The 24,494-nt window shown below is 41.1% G+C and carries 17 protein-coding genes; 15 read left to right on the forward strand and 2 right to left on the reverse strand.

All coding sequences use genetic code 11. The features are described 5' to 3' along the window. Positions 1 to 8: 8 nt before the first annotated feature. On the forward strand, positions 9 to 2,327 hold the full coding sequence (locus BM398_RS08970) for a glycogen/starch/alpha-glucan phosphorylase (protein WP_092337381.1): 2,319 nt from the start codon (positions 9 to 11) through the stop codon (positions 2,325 to 2,327). A gap of 83 nt (positions 2,328 to 2,410) precedes the next feature. Here BM398_RS08970 and BM398_RS08975 read toward each other — a convergent pair whose 3' ends face one another. Beyond that, positions 2,411 to 2,740 carry a helix-turn-helix domain-containing protein gene (locus tag BM398_RS08975; protein WP_034462185.1) on the reverse strand — a complete coding sequence of 110 codons (330 nt, stop codon included), beginning with the start codon at positions 2,738 to 2,740 and terminating at the stop codon, positions 2,411 to 2,413. Positions 2,741 to 3,157: 417 nt separating this feature from the next. Between BM398_RS08975 and BM398_RS08980 the strand changes: the two genes are divergently transcribed. From BM398_RS08980 to BM398_RS09020, 10 genes are all read left to right on the forward strand, one after another. Further along, positions 3,158 to 4,792 carry a DUF4832 domain-containing protein gene (locus tag BM398_RS08980; RefSeq protein WP_175531894.1) on the forward strand — a complete coding sequence of 545 codons (1,635 nt, stop codon included), beginning with the start codon at positions 3,158 to 3,160 and terminating at the stop codon, positions 4,790 to 4,792. Between the two features lie 602 nt (positions 4,793 to 5,394). After that, positions 5,395 to 6,474, forward strand: a complete 1,080-nt coding sequence (locus BM398_RS08985) for a glycosyltransferase family 4 protein (protein WP_092337383.1) — start codon at positions 5,395 to 5,397, stop codon at positions 6,472 to 6,474. 33 nt (positions 6,475 to 6,507) lie between these two features. Beyond that, positions 6,508 to 7,239: a glycosyltransferase family 2 protein gene (locus BM398_RS08990; protein ID WP_092337384.1), complete on the forward strand. Its 732-nt coding sequence runs from the start codon at positions 6,508 to 6,510 to the stop codon at positions 7,237 to 7,239. A 24-nt stretch (positions 7,240 to 7,263) separates the two neighbouring features. After that, positions 7,264 to 10,368: a WavE lipopolysaccharide synthesis family protein gene (locus tag BM398_RS08995; protein WP_092337385.1), complete on the forward strand. Its 3,105-nt coding sequence runs from the start codon at positions 7,264 to 7,266 to the stop codon at positions 10,366 to 10,368. Positions 10,369 to 10,501: 133 nt separating this feature from the next. Next, entirely contained in the window at positions 10,502 to 11,296 is a 795-nt protein-coding gene (locus BM398_RS09000; protein WP_026667781.1) for a CPBP family intramembrane glutamic endopeptidase, read from the forward strand. Then, positions 11,262 to 11,954, forward strand: a complete 693-nt coding sequence (locus BM398_RS09005; RefSeq protein ID WP_092337387.1) for a response regulator transcription factor — start codon at positions 11,262 to 11,264, stop codon at positions 11,952 to 11,954. The genes BM398_RS09000 and BM398_RS09005 overlap by 35 nt, the downstream gene beginning before the upstream one ends. After that, a complete protein-coding gene (locus BM398_RS09010; RefSeq protein ID WP_092337388.1) occupies positions 11,951 to 13,003 on the forward strand; it encodes a HAMP domain-containing sensor histidine kinase in 1,053 nt (350 codons plus the stop codon). Before BM398_RS09005 ends, BM398_RS09010 begins: the two co-directional genes overlap by 4 nt. Positions 13,004 to 13,021: 18 nt before the next feature. Then, the gene (gene nagA / locus BM398_RS09015) at positions 13,022 to 14,215 is read left to right on the forward strand and encodes an N-acetylglucosamine-6-phosphate deacetylase (RefSeq protein ID WP_092337389.1); all 1,194 of its coding nucleotides are present in this window, start codon (positions 13,022 to 13,024) and stop codon (positions 14,213 to 14,215) included. 115 nt (positions 14,216 to 14,330) lie between these two features. Beyond that, complete coding sequence (locus BM398_RS17325) at positions 14,331 to 14,666, forward strand: hypothetical protein (protein ID WP_207648072.1); 336 nt, start codon at positions 14,331 to 14,333, stop codon at positions 14,664 to 14,666. Between the two features lie 50 nt (positions 14,667 to 14,716). Further along, on the forward strand, positions 14,717 to 14,923 hold the full coding sequence (locus BM398_RS09020) for a hypothetical protein (protein WP_092337390.1): 207 nt from the start codon (positions 14,717 to 14,719) through the stop codon (positions 14,921 to 14,923). Between the two features lie 455 nt (positions 14,924 to 15,378). On the opposite strand, the gene BM398_RS09025 is transcribed toward BM398_RS09020, so the two are convergent. After that, the gene (locus tag BM398_RS09025; protein ID WP_092337391.1) at positions 15,379 to 15,981 is read right to left on the reverse strand and encodes a TetR/AcrR family transcriptional regulator; all 603 of its coding nucleotides are present in this window, start codon (positions 15,979 to 15,981) and stop codon (positions 15,379 to 15,381) included. 337 nt (positions 15,982 to 16,318) lie between these two features. Between BM398_RS09025 and BM398_RS09030 the strand changes: the two genes are divergently transcribed. From BM398_RS09030 to BM398_RS09045, 4 genes are all read left to right on the forward strand, one after another. After that, on the forward strand, positions 16,319 to 18,427 hold the full coding sequence (locus BM398_RS09030) for an efflux RND transporter permease subunit (protein WP_034469012.1): 2,109 nt from the start codon (positions 16,319 to 16,321) through the stop codon (positions 18,425 to 18,427). Between the two features lie 10 nt (positions 18,428 to 18,437). Further along, a complete protein-coding gene (locus BM398_RS09035; RefSeq protein ID WP_092337392.1) occupies positions 18,438 to 21,407 on the forward strand; it encodes a hypothetical protein in 2,970 nt (989 codons plus the stop codon). 677 nt (positions 21,408 to 22,084) lie between these two features. Continuing rightward, on the forward strand, positions 22,085 to 23,515 hold the full coding sequence (locus BM398_RS09040) for a hypothetical protein (protein ID WP_092337393.1): 1,431 nt from the start codon (positions 22,085 to 22,087) through the stop codon (positions 23,513 to 23,515). A 184-nt stretch (positions 23,516 to 23,699) separates the two neighbouring features. Continuing rightward, the gene (locus BM398_RS09045; RefSeq protein WP_092337394.1) at positions 23,700 to 24,470 is read left to right on the forward strand and encodes a hypothetical protein; all 771 of its coding nucleotides are present in this window, start codon (positions 23,700 to 23,702) and stop codon (positions 24,468 to 24,470) included. The last annotated feature ends 24 nt before the right edge of the window (positions 24,471 to 24,494 follow it).

Genomic DNA, 24,494 nt, shown 5'->3' on the forward strand with positions numbered 1-24,494 from the left:
AAAACAATATGTCCAAGCATACCAATATGCAACGAGATGTACTGATTCTTAATCTTGAGGAACAGCTTGAAGGGATTGCAAAAGATCAGTTCGGCAAGACGTTGAAAGAGTGCACAGATCGTGAAGCTTATTATGTGCTTTTAGAGATGACAAGTCGCCTGATGGACGTAACGGAACTTTGTAACGGCGAGAAAAAAATATATTATATTTCAATGGAATTTCTTATTGGAAAGCTTCTTTCCAATAATATGATCAATTTGCGCGTTTATGACAGGATAAAAGACATAATGGTCAAAAACGGCAAAGATCTTGCCAAAATAGAAGAGTACGAACCTGAGCCGTCTCTTGGAAACGGCGGTCTTGGTAGACTTGCCGCTTGTTTCCTTGATTCTATAGCAACTCTCGGACTTGCAGGTGAGGGAATCGGACTCAACTATCATTTTGGCCTTTTTAAGCAGGTGTTCAAGGATAATCTCCAGGTTGAAGAGAAGAACGACTGGATAGAGAAGAACAGCTGGCTTGAGAAGACTGATACGACTTTTGATATATTTTTTGGAAAAAAGAAAGTTGTATCACGCCTTTATAACATGAATATTGTCGGATACAGATCCGGTGTCAACAAGCTTCGTCTGTTTGACATCGAGTCTGTTGATGAAGGTCTTGTAAAAGAAGGCATTACTTTCGATAAAACAAAGACCAAGAATAATCTTACTCTTTTCTTATATCCGGATGATTCGGATGAGGCCGGAAACCTCCTTAGGATATATCAGGAGTACTTCCTCGTATCTAACGCTGCGCATCTGATTCTTAGAGAGCAGAAGGAGCGTCAGTACGATCTGCACGAGCTTCACAATCATGCTGTAATTCAGATCAATGATACGCATCCCACAATGATAATTCCTGAGCTTGTCAGGATACTTGTTGAGGAGAAGGCGTTTAATATCGATGAGGCGATAAGTGTTGTGAGCAAGACATGTGCTTATACAAATCACACTATTCTTGCAGAGGCGCTTGAAACATGGCCTCTTGAGTATCTTGAAAAAGTAGTTCCACAGCTTGTTCCGTATATCAAGGAACTCGATAAGAGAATCAGAGCTAAGTATAAGAGCTCTAAGGTTCAGATCATTGATAAAGAAAAGAAAGTTCACATGGCGTTTATCGACATCCATTACGGATTCTCGGTGAACGGTGTTGCGGCTATACATACAGAGATACTTAAAAACAGCGAACTTAAAGATTTCTATAAGATTTATCCCGATAAATTTAATAACAAGACAAACGGAATAACTTTCAGAAGATGGCTATTTTCATGTAACAGCCGGCTGACCGATCTTATTTCGGATGTTGTGGGAGACGGCTTTAAAAAGGATGCGACAAAACTTGAGAAGCTCCTTGAATATAAGGATGACCAGACGACTCTCGAAAAGCTTGATGAGATAAAGATGCTCAAGAAAAAAGAACTTGTTGCATATATCAAAGAGCACGAAAACATCGAGATCGATCCGGAATCGATTTTTGACATTCAGGTAAAGAGGCTGCATGAGTACAAGAGGCAGCAGATGAATGCTCTTTATATAATTCACAAGTATCTTGAGATAAAGGGCGGAAAAAAGCCTAAGAGACCAATCACATTTATATTCGGTGCAAAGGCAGCTCCTGCTTATGTTATTGCAAAAGATATTATTCATCTCATTCTTGTGCTTCAGGAAATAATAAATAACGACAAAGATGTAAATAAATACATGAAAGTCGTTATGGCTCAGAACTACAATGTGTCATATGCCGAGAAGCTTATTCCCGCCTGTGACGTTTCTGAGCAGATATCGCTTGCTTCAAAAGAAGCTTCGGGAACCGGCAATATGAAATTTATGCTAAACGGAGCCGTGACACTTGGAACGGATGACGGAGCAAATGTCGAGATTCACGAGCTTGTCGGAGATGATAACATATTTATATTTGGCGCGAGCGCTGACGAAGTCATCAAACATTACAAGAAAGCCGATTATGTATCAAAGGATTATTACAAGAAGAGTCCCGTGATAAAAGAGGCGGTTGATTTTATTGTCAGCAGGAAATGTTTGAAAGTGGGACATAAAGAGAATCTTGAGAGGCTCTATAATGAGCTCTTAAATAAAGACTGGTTCATGACTCTTCTCGACCTTGAAAGCTATATCAAGAAGAAGGACGAGATATTTGAGGCATATGAAGACAGAGACAGATGGAGACAGATGATGCTTGTAAATATTGCAAAAGCGGGATTCTTCTCATCTGACAGAACAATAGAAGAGTATAACAGAGACATCTGGAAATGTCGGTTTAACAAGTGATTACATTCAAAAAGGTCTGCGTATTGAAACGCAGACCTTTTTAATCCCCATAATCCTCCAAAAAGCGCTACTTTTGGAGTGACTTAATTAGCTACCATATATTCAATGACTGACGAGATGTGAGATAGTTTGTCGTCATCCAGATGACACAGGTTATCTACCGCACTGCTTAACTTTTTGGGAAAAGAAGTTTGGTAATTAAAATAATCATTTGGTGTGATACCAAGATAATCGCAGATCAAGAAGAAATTTTTCATTGAAGGAAGCGATCTGCCATTTTCTATACAATTGATGTAACCGGCGTTCTGTCCTATAGAAAGGCTCATGTCTCGAGCCGAAACTCCCTTTTGCATTCTTAATTTTGAAAGACGGATTCCAAAATTATTATTATATACTTCACATACTGATTTCATTGCAACCCCTCCTTTTATGGCGTTTTCTCTTAATTATATCGAAGTATAAACGTAACAAACATGTAACATTATATATACATCATAACAGATACGACAAAAAATTGCACCATATTTGAGTAAAAACAATATAAATTTTTTTTCCTTAAACGATATAGGTGTGAATAAAACGCGATAACTGTGCGGAAAGCAAACATTAATAATACACAAAAAAATATGAAAATATTTGTTAAAGTGATTGTTGCATTTAGGAGCGTAGTCTTATATAATTCATTGGTATGAAGCATTAAAACATATGTTATGTTGGGAAATCACACATAGTTGTTTAGATAAACATGGTTTATTAAGAAAGTTACACAGACATTAATTGTGGTTCTTTAGATGAATGACTGTGCGGAAAGAACAAAAAAGGGGATGATTATGATTAAGAGTAAGACTAGACTAATGAGTTTGATTCTGACATTCGGTATGGTAATCGGTACTATCGGTGCAGGATCGTTAGACGTTAAAGCTGAATCACTTGGATCAACAATCCGCCTCGAGGATACAGGGGCAGAACTTGCCGATAACATCGAAAGAGGCAGATGCCCTTATACATGGGTTAAGGTTGACAGTTCTTCATGTCCTGTACTTAATCCCAAGGGTGGAATGTACAGTATCATGTATGATCTCAGATACTTCTCAAGTGGAAACAGTTTCTCAAAGGATGGATATAACAGTTCAAACGGATGTGGCGGAAATAAGAATCTGACTGAACATCCGAATTTCCTTAAAGCATTTGAGAGCACACTTTCAAATGCAAGAAAGAACGGAACATCACTTGTACTTAGATTCTCTTATGCAAGTGACAAGACGGTAGGAAATGAGCCCGGTTTGACAAAAGACGGTGACTCAACGGTGTATCACAACACAGAGCTTATCCGTCAGCACATTAAGCAGCTCAGCGAAGTCATCAACAGAAACAAAGATGTAGTTCTTGCTGTTGAGTGCGGAATGTTCGGACCTTGGGGTGAGATGCATTCATCAATGTATGATATTGATAAATGTAACAACTATGATCCTCAGTTCTCAAATGCGATCATAGACAGATGGCTTAATAAGCTCGATCCCAGTATCAAGGTACTTGTAAGAGCACCCAAGCATCTTATGGGATATTACGGATATGCAAATGACGCAGCAGGATTTAATGCAGCGGTTGCAAACGGAAGCCTTAAGCTCAATCAAAGGCTTGGAATGTATAACGACGGATATCTCGGAACATCTACCGATTACGGAACATTCGGTGAAGAAAACGAATGGCCTTATATCACTCGTGATAAGGGCATAGATATGCTTGAAAAGCTCACAGAGGTTCCTTACGGCGGTGAGTGCGCATATGTTGACCGCGATACATTAAAGTCACATGGCTCACCTATCTATGACGGTTCCAAGTTTATGTCAGAGCTTTACAGAACACACCTTTCATACCTCCACAATATCAACAGTGAGGATGAGGTACTTATAAGTGAACTTAACCATGTTGATGTATCCAAGTCAGATCTTGTTAAGGGACTTGATGCATCAGATGTTGCACCATACATTGACCACTCATACAGAAAATTCATGCGTGATCACATGGGATACAGAATTCTTGTAAAAGAGTCAAAGCTTTCTTCTGAGGTAAGCAAGGACGGCACATTTACAATGAGCGGTTCAATGAAGAACCTTGGCTTTGGTAACTTCCTTACAAAGAAGTATACGGAAGTAATCATTAAGAACGGTGACAAGACATATGTGGCAAGCGTTGATTCATTTAACGCAAACGACCTTACATCTCTTGCTACCAAGAACTATAAGTGGACTTTCTCTGTTCCTTCAGACATCGCTTCCGGAAATTGGGATGTTTACATTAGGATCAGAAATAACAGAAATACACAAGAGGCTTCCGCAAAGACAGGTATTCGCTTTGCTAACCCTGACTGCTTCAATGACGGTATCCGTGCCAATAAGATCGGTACTATCAAGGTTTCAGGCGGAAATAGCAAGGGTGGTTCTGAATTCAAAGAGGTCCGTTAACAATTAGTTTTTCATAGAATTCCGGGGAAGCATGCGCTACCTCGGAATTTTTTTGGAAAAAATCTCAAAGAAATGTTCATAAACGTTAAAACAAATGTTGCAAATGTGAAGCAAATTGTATATAATTTAATTATAGAAAAAGCCAACAATCCAGTAAAACTGAATAATTGCATATATTTGCTCACAGGTGTACGAATTTTGTAAAAAGTTACACAAACATTAAGAATAACAGCTTATAAAAGAAAGAGTATCAGAGTGCTTCACAGAAGGAAAGAGAGAAAAAATTTTTGCACTTGTAATGTGGTATTTCAAATATAGAGTGAAAAAACTTGGGGGGAACGAGTTTTTTATACCTCGACGGACACGACTGGGCAAGCAGAAGTGTTTCGCACCGTAAGAAATTATTTGGACGATCCATTAACCTTATGGTTATTAAAACAATGAAGCCTGTGAAAGCAAAACATTTGAGAACTAACTAATTGTATAAGCTCAATACCACATGTACAGCTTACGGTGCGGATCTTGCCAAGTCATAATTTTACTTAACATTTTTCGTGATGAAAGATGATAAATATAAAACAATCTGAAAAGGTGATATATAGATGAAAGTTGGAATAGATGCACATATGCTCGGATGCGCGAGCGAGGATGAGAGCTTTTATAGGGGAATATTGGATGCTCTCAAGCCTGACAAGGGGGACGTGTATTATCTTTTTGTCGAAAAAGATGCCGATATATCAAGGTACATGAAGAAGTTTAAAGTTGTACCTTTTAGAAGTAATAACGCTTTTACAAGAAATTTTTTTGAATTAACAAGTTTTTGTTATAAATACGATCTGGATGTTCTTCACACTCTGCACTACGTGCCTTTTAACAGTCCGTGTCCTGTGGTGTGTACCATAAATGACATTTCTTTTGAACATGAAAAGAATAAGAACAATGTTAATAAGGTTGAGTATCTGAAGAACAAGCTTATGATCCCGTTTTGCGCAAAGCATGCGGATAAAGTGGTAACCGTCTCGAATATCAGCAGACGTGACATTGCGAATACATATGATGTTTCGCAGAAAAAGATTGAAGTTGTAGGCAATGCGGTTTCATCCGAGTTCAGGATTATGGACGACGATGAACTCGATGAGCTTGATGTAAGGGGAAAGTATGACATCGGATATTCACCGTTTTTGTTGTGTGTCGGTGATACCCAGTCAGAAAAAAACATCTTAAGACTCATAGACGCTTATATTATGTATAAAGACAGGTGGGATACGAATATCCGCCTTGTGATCGTCGGTAAGAATGATCTTTATGACGATCTTTACGAAGAATTTGAGGAGTATGAAGACGAGATTATTTTCGCAGGATGCAAAAACAGACTTGATCTTGCGGCTCTTATAAACGAGTCGGAAGGTTATATTTGTCCGGCATTTGTAGAAGGTGCGGGGGTATCGCCTATTGAGGCGCTTAATTGCGGAAGACCGATAGCTGTGGCTGATATGCCTCATGCGCATGAAGAACTCGGCAACAGAGCAATTTATTTTGACCCTTATGATGAAGAGGATATCTATGAGGGTATTTGCAGACTTGTCGATGATCCGATCGAAGCTGAGATTCCCGAAAGTTCATGGGAGGACAGCAGCAGACGCATGAAAAAGATATATCGTGACGCAGCAACGGAGATGTGAAACTAACGATTTTAACTTACAAAGGAAGAACCAATGCTTAATATAGTAATACCCATGGTCGGTGGCAGTAACAGATATGCGGAGTCTTTTTACGAAACTCCCAAGCCACTTGCCGATATATTCGGTCATCCGGTGATCGAATATGTGACTCAGAATATCAGACCTAAGTGTGAGCATAGATTTATTTATGTTTGCCAGGAAGATCACATCGAACGATTCGAGCTTGACAGGATTCTAAGAGAAATAACACCCGACTGCGAGATTATATCTACCGATGCAACTACCGAAGGAGATGCCTGCACGGTGCTCCTTGCGGAGGAATTTATAGATAATGATGATGAACTTATGATTGCAGGCTGTGCGCAGGTTATTGATACGAATATAGATGCGTATCTCGATGAAATGAGAGACTATGACGGTCTTATCATGACAACGCCGGCCAATCAACCCAAGTGGAGCTATGTCAAATATGATGAAAACGGACAGGTGACACTCGTCAGGGAAAAAGAGGATATGTCAAACGAAGCAATCGTTGGAATCTTTAATTTTAAGAAGGGTTCTGACTTTGTGAAATATGCATACAGGATGATAGTCAATGATGTGAGAGAGAACAATGAATTTGGCGTTGCTCCTGTATATAACGAAATGATAAATGACGGAAAGAGGATCAGTTTCTGCAACGTTGGGGCAGATATGCATGGATTCGGGGGGAATGAAGGCATGAGTGCCTGCATGCAGCTTGATCTGTGTACAGATTTCTTTTGAGTTAACCAATGATTGGTAGGGGACATGGGATTAGTTGATAATAAAGAGATTACAGTTATTGTACAGGGAGACGTAGATGGGGAAAAAACGCCGATATGCCTGCAGAGCATAAGGCGTGCGCTCCCGGGAGCATTTATTATATTATCTACATGGGAAGGAACCGATGTAGAAGGTCTTGAATATGATGAAGTTGTTTATAGCGAAGATCCGGGCGGATTTGATGAATTCAATGTGCCGTTTTCGCCTAAGAACAACATCAACAGACAGATTGTGTCGACTTATCACGGTCTTTTGAAAGCAAAGACTGTCTATGCGCTGAAGTTACGAACGGACTTCTATCTGTGCGACGATGGATTCAAAGATTATTTTAATATATACAACAGAGAATGTACCGAATACAAGATTTTTGAGCACAAGGTGATATGCTGCGAGCTCTATTCGAGAAATCCACGGTACATTTTTTCAGATATGAAAAGAGCTTACCATCCTTCGGATATTTTCTTTTTTGGATATACGAAAGATCTGGTGAGGCTTTTTGATGTTCCGTTATTTTCCAAAGAAGACGAAGAATACATGATGTGGAAGTATTATCCGAATAATTCCATATCAACATTCAGGTACGATGCGGAGTCGTATCTGTGGATGAATCTTGTAAATAAAGGCATAAGTTTCAAAGCACCCGATGACCTAGAGAAATACACTAGGGAAGATATAGACAGGTGCGAAGCGACTTTTGCGGCAAATCTGATAATCCTAAGTAACGACGATATCGGACTTAAGACGCTTTCTAACAGTATCTACAGGAAAGAGGTTGTGCCGCAGAACTGCTATACCCACGAGGACTGGGAGAAGCTCTATGCTTTCTATTGTTGCAACGATGCAAAGGAGTACATCAAGTACTTATTGCTTATTTTTGTAAAAAATCTTTCATTTCTGCCGGGATATTTTTTTAAGAATCTGCTCTTTAACGGAATTAAAAAAGTCATGCCGAAGGGCTTTAAATCTTTTTTGCACCCTGCATACAACAGGCTTAAGGGCTTTCTTAACAGGATTGGAAAAAGAAAATTCGATAAGATGTACGCTGTCGACTATTACAACGAGATCATAGACAGCAGGGATATAGGCGTTGTCGTTCAGGGAATGGTGAGAGATACGACCGGTGAGACGGTTAAGAGCATAAGAAAGCACCTTCCGCATGCACAGGTTATTCTGTCAATCTTCGAGGGCGAGAGCGCAAATGGCATTGATGCGGATATCGTAGTAATGAGTAAGGACCCCGGTACATGCGGCTTTATCAGGAAATATCCGCATGAGCAGAGGAACAACGTAAACAGGGAAATTGTTTCGAGCCGCGCGGGAATTGAGGCATGCACGAGAAAGTATTGCATTAAGATGCGAAGCGATATGATCCTTACGGGTTCTGATTTTCTTGATATATATAACAGGGTTTCGAGGTACGTCACCACGGAGTCGGTTGTCTCAAGAAGGATAATGGTCGAGGCGCTTTCGACTTCCAAGAGCGGAGTGCTTAACTTTGGCATTTCCGACTGGTGGTATATGGGACTTAGGAACGACCTGCTAAAGCTTTTTTCGGCAGATCTTTATAAGGATGTGGGGAAAAGAGATTACAAGAGCGAATACAGATGCAATCTGACGCCGGAGCAGTATATCGCGTATAACTTCTATGTGAACAGTTTTACACCGATTTTTTCTGATTTCGTCGGACTTATGAATGTGACGGATGATTCTTCGCAGCTTCGAAGGGAGTATGAGAAGTTTCTTGCTAATAATTTCGTTTGCGTCGAGTTTCCGATAAGCAAGGTTGTGCTTCCAAAAGCGCTCTACATCAACAATTCGGCGGCCTACAAATATAATGCAAGTTACGGCGACTGGCTTAAACTCTGCAGAAAATACAGGACGCTTGATAATGTTGTGGTAAAAAGAGAGCTTGCGTATCTTGGAATGAATTACAAATTGAAATATAAGGTAAATCCTGATTATTTCAATATCCTTAAGTGGAGCAGTGTTGTAAGAAATTATAAGAATACGGTGACGGAAGAGTTTGCGGATGTTTTGGACGATGTCAGGGCAGAAGAGCTGACATTTTTGGTTACGGGCGGAATCGAAGTTTCAGGTGAGCTTAACACAATCGCATGTCTGTATTCCATTAAGAGATTTTTCCCCGGAGCTTCGATCATTCTCGGAACCTGGGATGATGAGACGGTTCCTTCGCATATCAAGAAGCTGTGCGATAAGATCTGTTTTGTGGAAAAGAAAAAGTCTCCGAGAGTCAGCATTCATCTGGGCGATTCGGACGATGATGAAATAAACGATATAAATATGGTTCAGAGCCTCAACAGTACGGCGCTTAAGATGGTCAAGACAAAGTACTGTGTAAAGATGGAATCCTGCCATGTTTTCAAGAACTCGACGCTTCTTGATTTTTATAATTACTGGAAGAAGATCATGGATTCGTATAATCCTGAGTACAAGATCTTTGATGAGAGAGTTCTTTTTATAAACGAGCGAATGTATGACGGCAGGAATACGGACGGTAAGCTTGTCGGTGCAATCCCCGATTCATTCCAGATGGGAAGGACTTCTGACCTGATGAAGATATGGGATGGCCATGCGGAAACTGACAGCGTGCTTAAATACTACAGCACGTTCCCGAATACGAAGTATTCAAACTCTGAGAAGTACAACAGTCTTTATATCAGGGAGCAGTGTCATTACATCAATCTCATAAGAAATGCGAACAAGAAAGTTCCCGTTCCGAGGTGGTACGAGGATGACGGTTCTTTTGAAAATATTCTTGCGTACGAAGCGGTTCTTAGTTCAAACGCCATGATCGGAAGCAGTGATGATCTGGGAATTATGAAAAAAGGCGGCTTTACGGAGGATAAGCGCTTTATGGGCTTTGAAACGCTACTTGGCTTGTATATCGTAAACGTTGACCGCGACAACAAGGAGATCCACGAGTATCTTAAGAATTATTACAGTGCTTCCGCGGTCTGCAAAAAAGATAAGGAGGCGCATTCGACTCTTATGAAGGCGCTGCTTTACGGCGACAGGTACGGATATGATAAGAAGTACTGTGCGCTGATGAAGAAGATTGGGCAGGTGTGAGTGGCAAGGCTTGTCTCGGAATGAGTGCGCCTTGTAAAAATTGATCAAATTAAGGCTACGTTAAGATTCACTTCAATCTATGGAAATGTATTTTATTTATCATGGTTTTATCAAAACAAAGGAGATGAAACTAATGGTGAAAAGAGTGCTTTCGGTAGTTGGAGTGATTTTTTTGTATTTTTTGGTGTTTTTTATTGGAATACTGGGATTTCAGGTTTTTGCGGAAGGGAGGCTCCTGCTGACTGAGGAACAGCTTGATCACTACAGCGGCTCTTTTGGGACAGTTGTAACAGTTTTGTTTGTTGTTTGGTTTTCGCATGTAAAGGGAATATCCAAGGATTTGGAGTTAAGGAAAGACAGAAGCTTTATCAAGATGATCGTGGTAGCAGTTTTTTCTGTTTGTATTGGTATGATACTTTTTAACTCTTTTGTCGGTTTTTTACTTAACGGGATTTTTCCTGTAACAGAAGATGTAGCACTTGATGAAACAGCATTTGATCATATAGTTGCAATCCTGATAGCACCGGTGGCGGAGGAATATTTTTTTAGGAAGGGCTTATACGGTTATGTCAGAGAAAAAATAAATATCCCTATTGCAGTAATCTTAACGTCGTTGATATTTGCCGAACTTCATGGTTACCACCTTCAGGGATTTCTTTCAGTCTTTTTCAGCGGAATATTATATGCACTGATATATGAGCATAGTGGTAATATTATGTATAGTATATGTGCGCATATGATGCATAACGCATCTGCGAGTATCATGAATGCTTTTGAAAGGCATGGCGTGCAGCTAAGCTATAATCTGAACGGATATATTATATATACGTTGCCTGTGCTTCTTACGGCAGTTCTGCTGGTTACGATAATACTGATAAAAGGAAGAATGAAAATTGGAAAAAGAAAAATACAAAGTACTTGTAGTTGACGATGAGCCTCAGATAGCGGGACTTCTCAAGGTGTGTCTTGAGATGCATGGCATGGAAGTGAGCGAAGCATATGACGGAAACAGCGCCTATGAGATGTTTGACAGAAGGAGCTTTGATCTGATAATAACCGATGTGATGATGCCCGTTATGGATGGTTATGAGCTTGTTGAAAAGATAAGACTAAAGAGCCATGTACCTGTTCTTTTCCTTACTGCCAAGGGCGATGTTCTTGACAGGATAAAGGGGCTTAATATCGGAGCGGATGATTATATAGTTAAAACTTTTGACCCGATGGAAGTTGCGGCAAGAGTATTGTCCACACTTCGAAGATGCTACGGATATGATGGGCAGGGCAAGGCTGTGGAACTTGTATGCGGAAGCCTTAGATTGGATGTTGATCTTAAGAGGCTTTATAAAAATGGTGAAGTTATAGAACTGACAGCGCTGGAATATCGCATGGTTGAATGCTTCATGAGCAATATCGGACATGTGCTTACCAAAGACCGAATATACGAGGAGGCATGGGAAAGCGATAAATTCCCCGATGACAACAGCATCATGGTCGCGATAAGTAAGCTTAGAAGCAAGATATCGGATGACGGCGCGGAGTATATCCACACTATCAGAGGGCTGGGATATAGGATGGAAGAAAAATGAAAAAGGAATATAGCAGGAAACTTCAGGCATTTCTTAGATTTTTGATCGCGATTGTTATTCTGTTGATGCTTCTTTTTAACAGGATAAGAGATTTTATAAAGGGGGTTATTGCGGGATGGTCCGGCAAAGAAGGGCTTGGAGATGGACTTAAGACACAGGTTAATGTTGCAAGTGTGATTTTCATCCTGATTATATTTGGCGTGATTTCTCATATCGCAAAGAAATATATTTCAGATCCTGCACGAAGAATCGCAGACAGTATGAATAAGGTAAGCAGCGGTGATCTTGATGTCAGACTTGAAGCAAAGGATAGCTTTGAGTTCGGCGAGATAGAAGAAGCTTTCAACAACATGGTAGTGGGGTTAAAAGAAGCTCAGACGCTCAGGGAAAAAAATGATGAGCATAACAGACAGCTCTACGCAGGAATAGCTCATGATCTCAAGACTCCAATGACGATGGTAATGGGATATGCCAAATTACTTAAGAAAGAAGATATATCTGACGAGGAGCGAAAACGCTGCCTGACTGTAATAGAACAGCAGATAGAAGCTGCGAATGTGCAGCTTGAGGATATGCTGGAGTACTCCAAATTTGGAAGTGCAAGTTATAAGATTATTCCCGAAGAGGGCAATATTGCGGCGCTTCTTAGAGGAATTCTTGCGGATATGTTTTATAAATTCGAAGAGAAAAAACTTGTCCTTAATTTGGAGATACCTGACACCGTGATCTGTAAATATGATCACTCGCAGATGCGCCGAGTTTTTTCTAACCTTATAAACAATGCTGTCAGACATAATCCTGAGAATACAACCATAAAGGTCACTATGACAGAAACGGGCGGTGGAGTTGAGGTTGTTGTTGCCGATAACGGCCCGTTTTTGGATGAAGAACTCAAGGCGCATATTTTTGAGCCATATATAAAAGGCAAAAACGGCGGAAGCGGCTTGGGGCTTTCGGTGGCTAAAAAGATCATGGAGCTTCATGGCGGAATGCTGGAATATGTGGAAGATGCGGAGAGCGAATTTAAGAGGTTTGTTGTAAGCGTGTGAAGGATTGGAGTGGTACAGATGATTATTAAGAATGCATCGGTATTTACGGAAGACGGTAGATTTATTAAAAAAGATATATTTGTGGATGGAGAATACTTTTCTGACAGTTGCCAAAACGGCGGCTGTCAGAATGCCAAGATAATTGATGCGAGCTCCTGCTATGCGATTCCGGGACTTGTGGATATCCATCTGCACGGCTGTGATGGCGTTGACTTCTGCGATGGGACAATAGAGTCGATTGAGAAGATTCTTGCATATGAGGCAAAGAATGGCATAACTACGGTTGTGCCTGCGACAATGACGCTTGCGGAAGATGAGCTTATGAAAATAATGAAGGCTGCTGCTGAGTATAGGAGAGAACAGGGAAGAGATGACGGCAGTGGATACGATGGAGAGTATAGAAGAGAGGCTACGAAAGTGGGGCTCTCTTATTTTCATGGAATAAACATGGAAGGTCCATTTGTATCTGCAAAGAAGTGTGGCGCGCAGAATACGAAGTATCTCAGAAAGCCCGATATAGATATGTTTAACAGGCTCTATGAGGCATCGGAAGAGTGCATCAGATTCTGTGATATTGCACCCGAAGAAGATACTCCTTCAATGGATTTTATAAAAGAAGTTTCTAAGAAATGTACGGTTTCGCTTGCGCATACCGATTGTGACTACGATACCGCAAAACAAGCTTTTGAAAGTGGAGCCTGCCATCTTACACATCTGTTTAATGCAATGGCACCGCTAGGTCATAGGAACCCCGGCCCAATCGCGGCTGCTGCGGAAAGTGATAATGTGATCGCTGAGCTAATATGCGATGGCGTTCATGTTGCGGCACCAATGATAAGGACTGCGTTCAAACTTTTTGGACGAGAGCGGATTGTGCTTATTAGCGATTCAATGATGGCAACGGGGCTTGGTGACGGAGAGTACGAACTCGGAAGACAGCCTGTATCTGTAAGAGGAAATGAAGCACGTCTTAGCAATGGCACAATTGCAGGTTCTGTGACGAATCTCATGGGATGCCTTAAATATGCAGTTAAGCAGGCGGCAATTTCTCTCGAAAATGCCGTATATTCGGCAACCGTAACTCCCGCCAAGGCAGCAGGCTGCTATGATGTTACAGGCTCTATCACTCCTGGCAAGTACGCAGATCTGGTGCTTCTTGATAAGGAGACACTTGATGTGAAGATGGTGATTGCAAGAGGTGTTGAAGTTTAAAATATATTTCTGAAATCTGAGGTCAGCTAACTGTTTTGGGATTGGCTTTTTTAGTATAATAAAATACGAAATATAATATGTAGCTGTAAAACTTATAGCAATAGGGAAAATGCTTATGGATAGTATCATATTTGGATATTTTGTATTTCTAATATTTATGATAATCATAACAATAGTTTGTAGATATGGAATAAGAGAACGTCGCCGAAATCGAGTTAATCACATAAGTCTTGGTATGAGTGAAAGCAAGATGCTTAAGATTATGGGGAGAAGATACAATAAAAGCCTATTGAAAAACAATAGAGTGAAATATGAGTGGCGCTATTCCAATGGAGTCAGTACAGGAACTTCATATAGAGGTGTTAGTGTACGCAAATATAGTGGTGTAAGCAAGGTGTATATATATTGTAAAAATGGTCGTGTAGAAGAAGTAAGACCATACAATATCTAAACATTATGGAATAAGAATTGACTTTGAAATTGCGAGGGGGAGGAAATTTCATGGATTTTTTTGAGGGAGCTAGTGTGGAAAAGACAGCTATAGATTTAGCTAAAACAGATAATTTAATGAATAAGGCTACAGGTTTCTTAGGTATGTTTATGCCATATGCAGGTTTAGAAAAAACAGCAGTTGATTTGTATATTGAGGAAATAAAAAAATCTAATTTGTCACCAGAAGCAAAATTAACATGGAAGGTGATGACATAGTTATTTTTAAAAATAATTAAGTAGAAACTGTGGAGTTGTACAAGGTGCGCTTTATGATTGAATTTGGGGGCGTTGACGTTCGAATGTTTGTTCTGTATAATGAGGTCTTGGTGCTACCAGTTATTACGGTAGGCGGTTAGTCCTTCAATCGGAGGACTGTGACCTCCGTTAATCATAGAAATCTCATATGAGAAATCTTTGTTGGAGGAACTTGCGTATGCTCACCATCACTGACCTTATCGCAGTGCTTGCACTGTGTGCGACTTTCTATAGTCTTGGTTATATGCATGGAAAGCATGATTCCAAGACACAAAAATAACCGCCCTCTGCCTCGCAAACATAGAGCGGTTATTTCTTAACCATTTTATATTTCAGGGCTAACCGTCTATCGGTAGCACCTTTTTCAATTCATATATTACCATCACGGTTCATTATCGTCAAATAATCATTTCCTTTTATTCCACAATATAATTCCGTATTATCCCTCTTACAGTCTGCTCAAGGTGTGGCTTAAGCTCTTCCAGTGAAACGGGATCGTTGTACATTATCGCACTGTATCCGGTGGATCCGACAAGCTCCATGATTAAAAAGAGCATAACTTCGGGATCTCTGAACTTATGACCCGATTCCTCGAGCATGTTGTTGTAGATTGCGACGAAGTCCACGTCTGAACTGCTTACATTGGAAGTGAGAGCTTTTTTGAACACAGCCCAGCTAAGGTCCTTATATATGAAAGAAAGGAGGCCTTTGTTTGAGCCTAGTGCGTCTAAGACATAATTCATTATAAAGATTATCTTGTCGTCAAATTCTGAAATGTTTTCGCGGCTGAGCGCTTCATGAGCCTGCATGAACAGCTGGCTTGACTTGTGAGCGATAAGCCTGTTGCGGATGTCATATTTATCCTTAAAGTATAAGTAGAAAGTTCCTTTTGCAACCCCTGCTCTTTCTACAATGTCCGATATGGAAGTCTTGTTAAGTCCCTTTGAAGTAAAAAGCTCAAAGGAAGTGTTTAGTAATCTCTCCAGTTTTGCTTTTTTGTTTTGGTCTGCTTTTCCCATTTTTTCACCTTTCTCTTTTCAAATTAAATATAACATAAATTTAGGAAAGTTATTAAGACAAAAATAGTGGATTCATTGACATGGAAAAATGAATGTACTAGAATAGCTTTGTTAGCAATAACTAACAATGTGTAAAATCAGATAATCCCTCTTTTGATAATCAGGCATTTTAATCGGTTATTGAAAGGGGATTTTTGCGTTGAATGGGGGAAGACGAGAGGAGTAAGCAAAAGATAATAAAGTTTGGGAAATCTTCTCTTTTAAAATGTTGACTAATGGTCATAAAAGTGTTATACCATAAATGACCGATAGTCAATAATTTTAATGGAGTAATAGTATGAAAAAGATTTCTCGAATAATTGTCAAATTAAGATATCTGATACTCTTGGTTGCAATCGGGCTCCTTATCCCGGCTGCGATCGGATATATAAATACGAGAGTAAACTACGATATTTTGTCGTACCTTCCCAAGGACATCGAGACTATGAAGGGGCAGGATATCCTGCTAGATCAGTTCGGAACCGGCTCTTTTGTCCTGTATGTGACTGAAGGTATGGAGGAAAAAGATGTTGCGGCTCTGAAAGCAAAGATAGAGCAGGTGGATCATGTTGAGAACGTGCTCTGGTACGATTCTCTGATGGATCTGTCGATACCCATGTCGATGCTTCCGAGCGATGTATATGATGCGTTTAACAGCGGAGATGCGACGATGATGTTCATTGTATTTGATGACGGAACATCCGCCGACACAACATTGGAAGCAGTAGAAAATATCAGGAAAATTTCGAATGAGCAGTGCTTTATGAGCGGAATGAGCGCTATAGTGGCCGACCTTAAGAGCATTACAATTTCGGAGACACCTATATACGTTGTAATGGCGGTTGTACTTGCTGTGATAGTTCTCTCAATCACAATGGATTCCTATCTTATTCCTGTGTTTTTCCTTCTGAGCATAGGAATGGCGATAGTCTACAACATGGGAACCAATGTGTTTAACGGAGAGATTTCTTTTATCACTCAGGCGCTGAGCGCGGTACTTCAGCTCGGAGTCACCATGGATTATTCGATATTCCTGTGGCACAGCTATCAGGAAGAACTTGAAAAGAATGACAACAGAAACGACGCGATGGCAAATGCCATAGCCGCAACATTTAAGTCTGTTGTCGGAAGTTCAATTACATCGATCGCAGGCTTTTTGGCGCTCTGCTTTATGACGTTCACACTTGGAACGGATCTCGGAATAGTAATGGCCAAGGGTGTAATATTCGGCGTTGTCGGATGCGTTACCATTTTGCCGAGCATGATACTTATCTTTGATAAGGCGATTGAAAAGACAAAGCATAAGCCTCTTTTGCCCGAATTCGTAAGAATACCGAAGATGGTGGCAAAGCATTACCTTGTATTCTTCATCATCTTCCTGGCACTCATATTCCCTGCGGTTTACGGAAACAACCGCACTAAGGTTTACTACAACCTGACGGATACGCTTCCCGACAAGCTTGGAAGTATACAGGGGTCAAAAGAGATTGATGAGAAGTTCGACATGAACTCCGCGTATATGATCCTTGTTGATAAGAACCTCGACAGTGTTTCCATGAATAAGATGATAAAAGAGCTCAAGAATACCGACGGTATCATCTCAGTGCTCGGAATCGACGCTATCATGGGACCTGCATTTCCGAAAGAGTTTATTCCTGAGGAATATTTCGATGCGCTCGAAAGCGATGATTGGAAAGTAGTTCTTTTGACCACCGATTACAGAGTGGCTTCAAACGAGATAAACGCTCAGATTGATGAGGTTCAGCGCATAGTAAAAGGATATGACAAGAAGGCGATGGTTGTCGGAGAATCGCCTTGTACCAAGGATCTTATAGATATAACGGATCATGACTTTAAGGTTGTAAACGCGGTTTCTATCGGATTTGTGTTCCTGATAATCGCACTGGTACTTAAGTCTTTGTCACTTCCGTTTATATTGGTTGCGGTAATTGAATTTGCGATTTTTGTAAACATGGGAATTCCTTATTATACGGGAACGGTCATACCTTTCATATCATCAGTCGTCATAGGAACCATCCAGCTTGGAGCTACGGTTGACTATGCGATCCTGATGACTACGAGGTACCTGTCGGAAAGAAACGCGGGACATGATAAAAAAGAAGCGACTCTTATTACGCTGACTACCTGTATGAAATCGGTAATTGTCAGTGCACTCAGCTTCTTTGCGGCAACATTCGGAGTGGGACTTATCTCAAGTATCGATATGATCGGCTCTTTGTGCAATCTTATGTCGAGGGGCGCAATTATCAGCATGTTCACTGTTTTGCTGGTGCTTCCCGCGATGTACATGATATTCGACAAGATAATAATAAAGACTACACTTGGCGTGAATCCGGGTGCAAAGTCACAAGATAAAATTACAGATTGTGTTAATAAAATAGCGTGAGGACAGAATTATGATCAGAAAAAAACTAATCAAATCATTATCACTTGCCCTGGCAACGATGCTTGCAATCATGACGGTTGCCTGTGGTGCAAAAAAAGATAGCGTTTCAGATGCGGCGAATGCAGGAGTATCAACTACTGCCGAGGAAGACAAACTTTCTGACAGTCTTACAAAGAGCATCGGATCTTCTGACGATGCCGGAAAAGTTGAGACGGTATATGTGAGTGCAGATGCAAGCGGCGCCGCAAACGATATTATCGTAAGCGAGTGGCTCAAAAACGCAGGTGCTACGGCTGAACTTGCTGATAAGACTGAACTTAAGGACATTGTAAATGTCAAAGGCGATGAGACGTTCAAGGATAACGGCGACGGAACTTTGACATGGGAGGCAAAGGGTTCTGATATCTACTATCAGGGAGTTACGGACAAAAAGCTTCCCGTAAATATGAAGATTACATACAGCCTTGACGGAAAAGAAATTAAGCCCGAAGAACTTGCGGGAAAGAGCGGTAAGGTCACGATTCGTTTCGAGTATGAGAATACCGACAAGCAGACTGTAGATGTGGATGGAAAAGAGGTTGAGGTATTCACTCCTTTTGTAATGATGTCAGGAATGATCCTCGATGGCGACAAGTTCTCAAATGTTGATATCTCAAACGGAAAGGTCATTTCGGACGGCGGAAACTACATCGTTATGGGAGTTGCGGTTCCGGGATTAAAAGACAGCCTTGATATATCGGAAGATAAGTGGGATGAGCTTGATGATGAGGATCTTGAGAAAAAACTTAGTAACAGTTTCGAGATAACGGCTGATACAACAGACTTTGAACTTGGTATGACTATGACAATGGCAAGTTCTGACGTTCTTTCAGATTTTGGTATGTCAGATCTTTCTAATTCAGACAAGATCGATGACCTCAAGGATGACATGAATAAGTTAAACGACGGTTCGAATGATCTTGTTGACGGTTCCAAGGAACTTAAGAAAGGAACAGGCGAGCTCAGAGACGGAGTGTCGGATCTTTATGACGGAACAAAGGAGTTTAAGGACGGAACAAAAGAATTAAAAGACGGCACGGGGAAACTCAGCGACGGCACAAAGGATTTCTATGACGGAATCGTAAAATATACGGACGGTGCGCATGAGCTTAGAAACGGCGCGGCGGCTTTGGAAGATGGTGTTAAGGCGGCAAAAGACGGAACTTCTGCGCTTAGAAAGGGAATGGAAGATGCAGATCTTGTTAACAATGCCAAAGCTCTTGCACAGGGAACGGAAGCAATCAACGGCGGTGTAAAGCAGATGGCTCAGATGGCGGCATCGCTTTCAAGTCTTATGACTGCGTCAACACAGCTTACTGCGGTAAAAAATGCATATCTCGCAACACAGTCATATCTTCTTGGCAGCGGCGATCCCACTCAGGCTGCTATCGCCTGTAAGACACTGGGCGTTGATAAGAATACGCTTGATGCAATAATCGCGGTTGGAAAACCGGCTCTTTCAGAGGTTAACCCCGGGGTGGTTACAGCGGTGACATATGATGCGGCGATGGTGATGACTGCCGGAGGCGGCGAACTGGTGCAAAACGGCGGAGACGAAAATGGCGGCAGTACCGGCGGAAATTCAGGTGAAAGCAGCACAAGTGGAAATAACGGAGAAAACGCAGGCGGTGGTAACGCAAGCGAAGGCGGTGACGGAACCGGCGCGGGAGGAAATGCAGGAGGAAACGGCGAAAATCCGGGTGAAAACAGCGGAAGCGGAAATAACGGAGAGAATGCGGGCGGTAACGGAACCGGCGCAGGATCTGGAAATAACGGAGGAGCTTCAGGCAACGGTAACGCAAACGCAGGTGATAGCGGAATCGGTGCGGGATCCGGAAATAACGGAGGAACTGCAGGCAGCAGCAACGCAAGCGCAAACGCAGGTGATACCGGAACCGGTGCAGGATCGGAAAATAACGGAGGAGCTTCAGGCAGCGGCAACGCAAGTACAAACACAGGCGGTGACGGAAACGGCACAGGAGGAAAAACGGGAATCAATGTTGCCGGAAACAGTGTTAACGAAAGCGGAAGCAAGGCGCAATCTGGCAATATACAGATAGATGCGGCGAAACCTGCAAACAATGAGAGTACAACAACTTTCAGTGCGAGTGATTTGGGCACGGGAGCGATAGATCCAGCGCTTCTTGGAACTTCTCTTATGGTCAATATTAACGGAAAGCAGTATTATACGCAGGAAGAAGTTGACGCGCTTGTAAATGCGGCAATAGAGCAGACAAAATCAGCTACGAAAACTGAAGTTATGAACCAGGCAAATCAGCAGACAATTTTGATAGCGTCATATGCAGGCTATCTTGCTCAGACTAAGGCGGTTCTTACATTTATAAAGCAGGCACATCTTGATACTCTTACAAAACTTGATCCGTCGGTGCTTCAGAAATTATCTCAGCTTGATGCTCTTGTTGCGGGTGCGGATAAAGTTGCGAACGGAAATGCACAGCTGGCAGCAGGAATAGAAAAGCTCTATGGCGGAACGGTTAAACTTGATGATGGAATAGGACAGCTCAAGGACGGTTCTTCCAAGCTTCGTGAAGGAGCCGATACTTTAACGGACAATAATGCGACAATAGTTGACGGTGCATTCAAGCTTTACGACGGCGCTTGCAAGCTTGATGAAGGAGCAGGAAAGTTGGACGACGGAGCAGGAGAGCTCTACGACGGAGTAGGCAAATTGTACGACGGAACAGGCGAACTTGATGACGGTGTTCAGGAACTTGTTGACGGAGTTGTAAAGTTTGATAAAGAAGGAATCAAGAAGATTTACGAAGCGTTCGATGGTGACCTTTCTGATTTCTCAGACAGACTCTCAGCTATCGAGAAAGCCGGCGAGAACTACAGCACCTTCGGCGGCGCTTCCGATGATACCGACAGCAGCGTGAAGTTCATTATCAAGACAGACGGTATCAAATCTGAGAATGCGTGATGTATGCTTGATACATCGAGTATTCTTGTGCGAATATTTAGGCATTTATAACATGAAATTTATTGAGTATGACCCTGCGGAGCAAAAATGCTCTGTAGGGTCATGCTTTTTATGTTTGTTTAGGCAGTGTTTTGCTGAAAGGTATGACCCTATAAGCAGAAAATGCTCTGTAGGGTCATACAAATAAGAGCTCCAAGGTAGTGTGATTGATGTAAAGCATGACCCTATAAGCAGAAAATGAGCTGTAGGGTCATACAAACAAGTTTTCCAAGGGAATGTATTTGCTGAAAAACATGACCCTATAGGCAGAAAATGCTCTGTAGGGTCATACAAATAAGAGCTCCAAGGTAGTGTGATTGATGTAAAGCATGACCCTATAAGCAGAAAATGCTCTGTAGGGTCATACAAATAAGAGCTCCAAGGTAGTGTGATTGCTGTAAAGCATGACCCTACAGGCAGAAATGCTCCATAGAGTCAATGTCAGAGCAGCAAAGCCATGACTGCAATGATATTTGCCCTATAAAAACAGAACACAGAAAAAACATACTTTTATAATTTAAATGACATTTTTTTTGAGTAAAATATAGTATGGGATAGGATTGAGAGAATGGCGGCAGCCATGGAACTATCCGTATATCAATGGATAATGTGTACAGGCAGAATATTTGGAGGAGACTATGAAAAAAAGAAAAACAACAGCAATTTTGATTGCTTCAACATTGATGCTTTCGATTGTCGGATGTAACGGAGCACCTTCTGCTTCCGGAAGCAGCGAAATGGAAATGACAGAGGCTGAACTCAGAGAGGCTGCAAGAGAAGCAATGATAGCTACTGAAGATTCTTCAACAGCTTCATCAAACGTAGAGGCTGCGACAAGTGCATCATCAGAGGCGTCTGCGGCAGCAAGTTCTTCGGATGCTGCTTCGGTTGATACATCCGCAACAACTGCCGCATCAAATACAACTCCGGACGCAGCAACAGCTTCATCTGCAGGAGCAAATGCAACATCTACTGCTTCCGGAACAGATAAGCCGTTTAAGCTTGAGGAGCATAATTTTGTATATAACGGTGTGACTTCTGTTATGGAAGATACAAGCGCAATAATGAGCAAACTTGGAAAATATGACAAAAAAGAGACTCCATGTACGGGAATGGCTAGTTACAGGTATGGCTCCGGCGATGTCTATTTAATTACCGGTGTTTGCGGTAATCAGGAGATCCCTATAGATGTTGCGATTTATAGGCAGGGAATTCGTACTATCCGTAATGTTGGTGTAGGTTCTTCACTGTCTGATGTGATAAATGCATATTCGGATTGTACCAGAAATTCATTTAGCTTAGGTAAGGATTATGGTGAGATAATTTCATTGGGATCATCATGCTCAATTTATTTTTACTTTAGCAGCAAGACCGATCGTGTAGCTTATTATACATTTACTAATGAAGATTCTTTAAATAAGATGCATTCGGTTAAGGCTGATGTTAAAGAAAAAGCAAAAGAAATAGTTGAAGATAAGGGAAAGCAGGCATCGACATCCGCTTCAACTGACAGTGCGGCAAATGCTTCAAGCACTCCGGCACCTGCACCTGCTCCTGTAGCAAACAGTACGGCATCTTCCGCAACTGCGGCTCAGAATACGGATGGTCTCGCTGAGTATGAGATTATGATTAACGGCAAGAAGGTTTCTATACTGGATGATGCGGCTACAGTTCAGGCTAATCTCGGTAAGCTTGAAGAAAAAGATACAACAAAGTATGGTACTTCTGAAGAACCAAGATATTCTTATTTATCAGGTAATATAATTTTTTATACTTTCGTTGATAACGGAAATGAATTAACTTATGATCTTTGCGTTTATGAAAAAGGAGCAAAGACATCCCGCGGAGTAGGAGTTGGTGACTCAAAGGACGCAATTGTAGCTGCATATGGCAACCCTGTCGAGACTTATGAATACTATCAGGGATTTGGAATGAAATATAAGTTTGATAAGTTCACTTTATACTTTGATTTTGATTCAAATACCAATAAGGTTACCGATATAGTATATGGAAATAATGATACGATCACAAAGAGACATGCTAAGCATCCCGACTATATAGGTGACTAAACGATAAAATGCTTTTTAAGGGGCTGTGAAAAGAGATTAGATCTTTTTACAGCTCTTTTTCTATAGTTATATCTGATATGGACATATAAAAAACACAATTTATATGTGGAAATAATATAATAATAGTGTATTATATATATTAGTACACTTGGTTTATGTAAACTAAAAAGGGAGAAAATGAAAAATGAAAATTAAGAGAGCAATGATGATATTGGCAACTACAATGGCAATTACGGGATGTACGCCTATTTCTACAGAAAAAATTACTGAAGCATTGGGAACGCAGGAAGAGTCGGCATCGGATGATGCAAGTGTTGAAGCTGAGGCTGCGTCTACCGAAACTACTGAGAAAACAACAGAGGCAGAAGCGGAAGCAGCGGCTGTTGAAGCAGCAAAGGCAGTAGGCGAGCCTGTATCTGATGAGGAACTCAGCACATTTACAAAGATGTTTGTTGATGACTTACACGGATATTTTGGTTTTCTTTGGCCTGAATACAACAGCCCCGAAGAAATAAAATGGGATCAGGTCATAGCGTACCGTGTTGATGGACTGACCGAAGATGAAGGTAAACTTCCTGATGAAGAAAAGATGGAATTATATGGTACAACTGATATAGATGGCTTTATTGTAGAAACTGCCGTAAAGAGAACAGAGATTACCAAGTTTATCAAAGAACATACAGGACTTGATATTACTGTTGATGCGAAGGATGTTCCTTCTTGGGGATATAACGAGAAATATGATGTATTTCTTATAGGTGCTAATCCGTGGGGAGATGATTCACCATTGTTTGAAGGTAAATTTGTATCGGGAACTAAGGCAGGTGACACCTATACACTTAAATTCCATCCCGATACTGAAAATTTTGATGATAAACAGCCGGACAGAGTCATTACATTTGAAAAATCCGGCGACAACCTTGTGTTCAAGTCAAATAAGTTTGAAAAGAAATAAGAAAATGTTTATTTGATCAGCGTT

It is taken from the genome of Butyrivibrio sp. M55 (genome assembly GCF_900116865.1).
GTDB lineage: Bacteria > Bacillota > Clostridia > Lachnospirales > Lachnospiraceae > Butyrivibrio.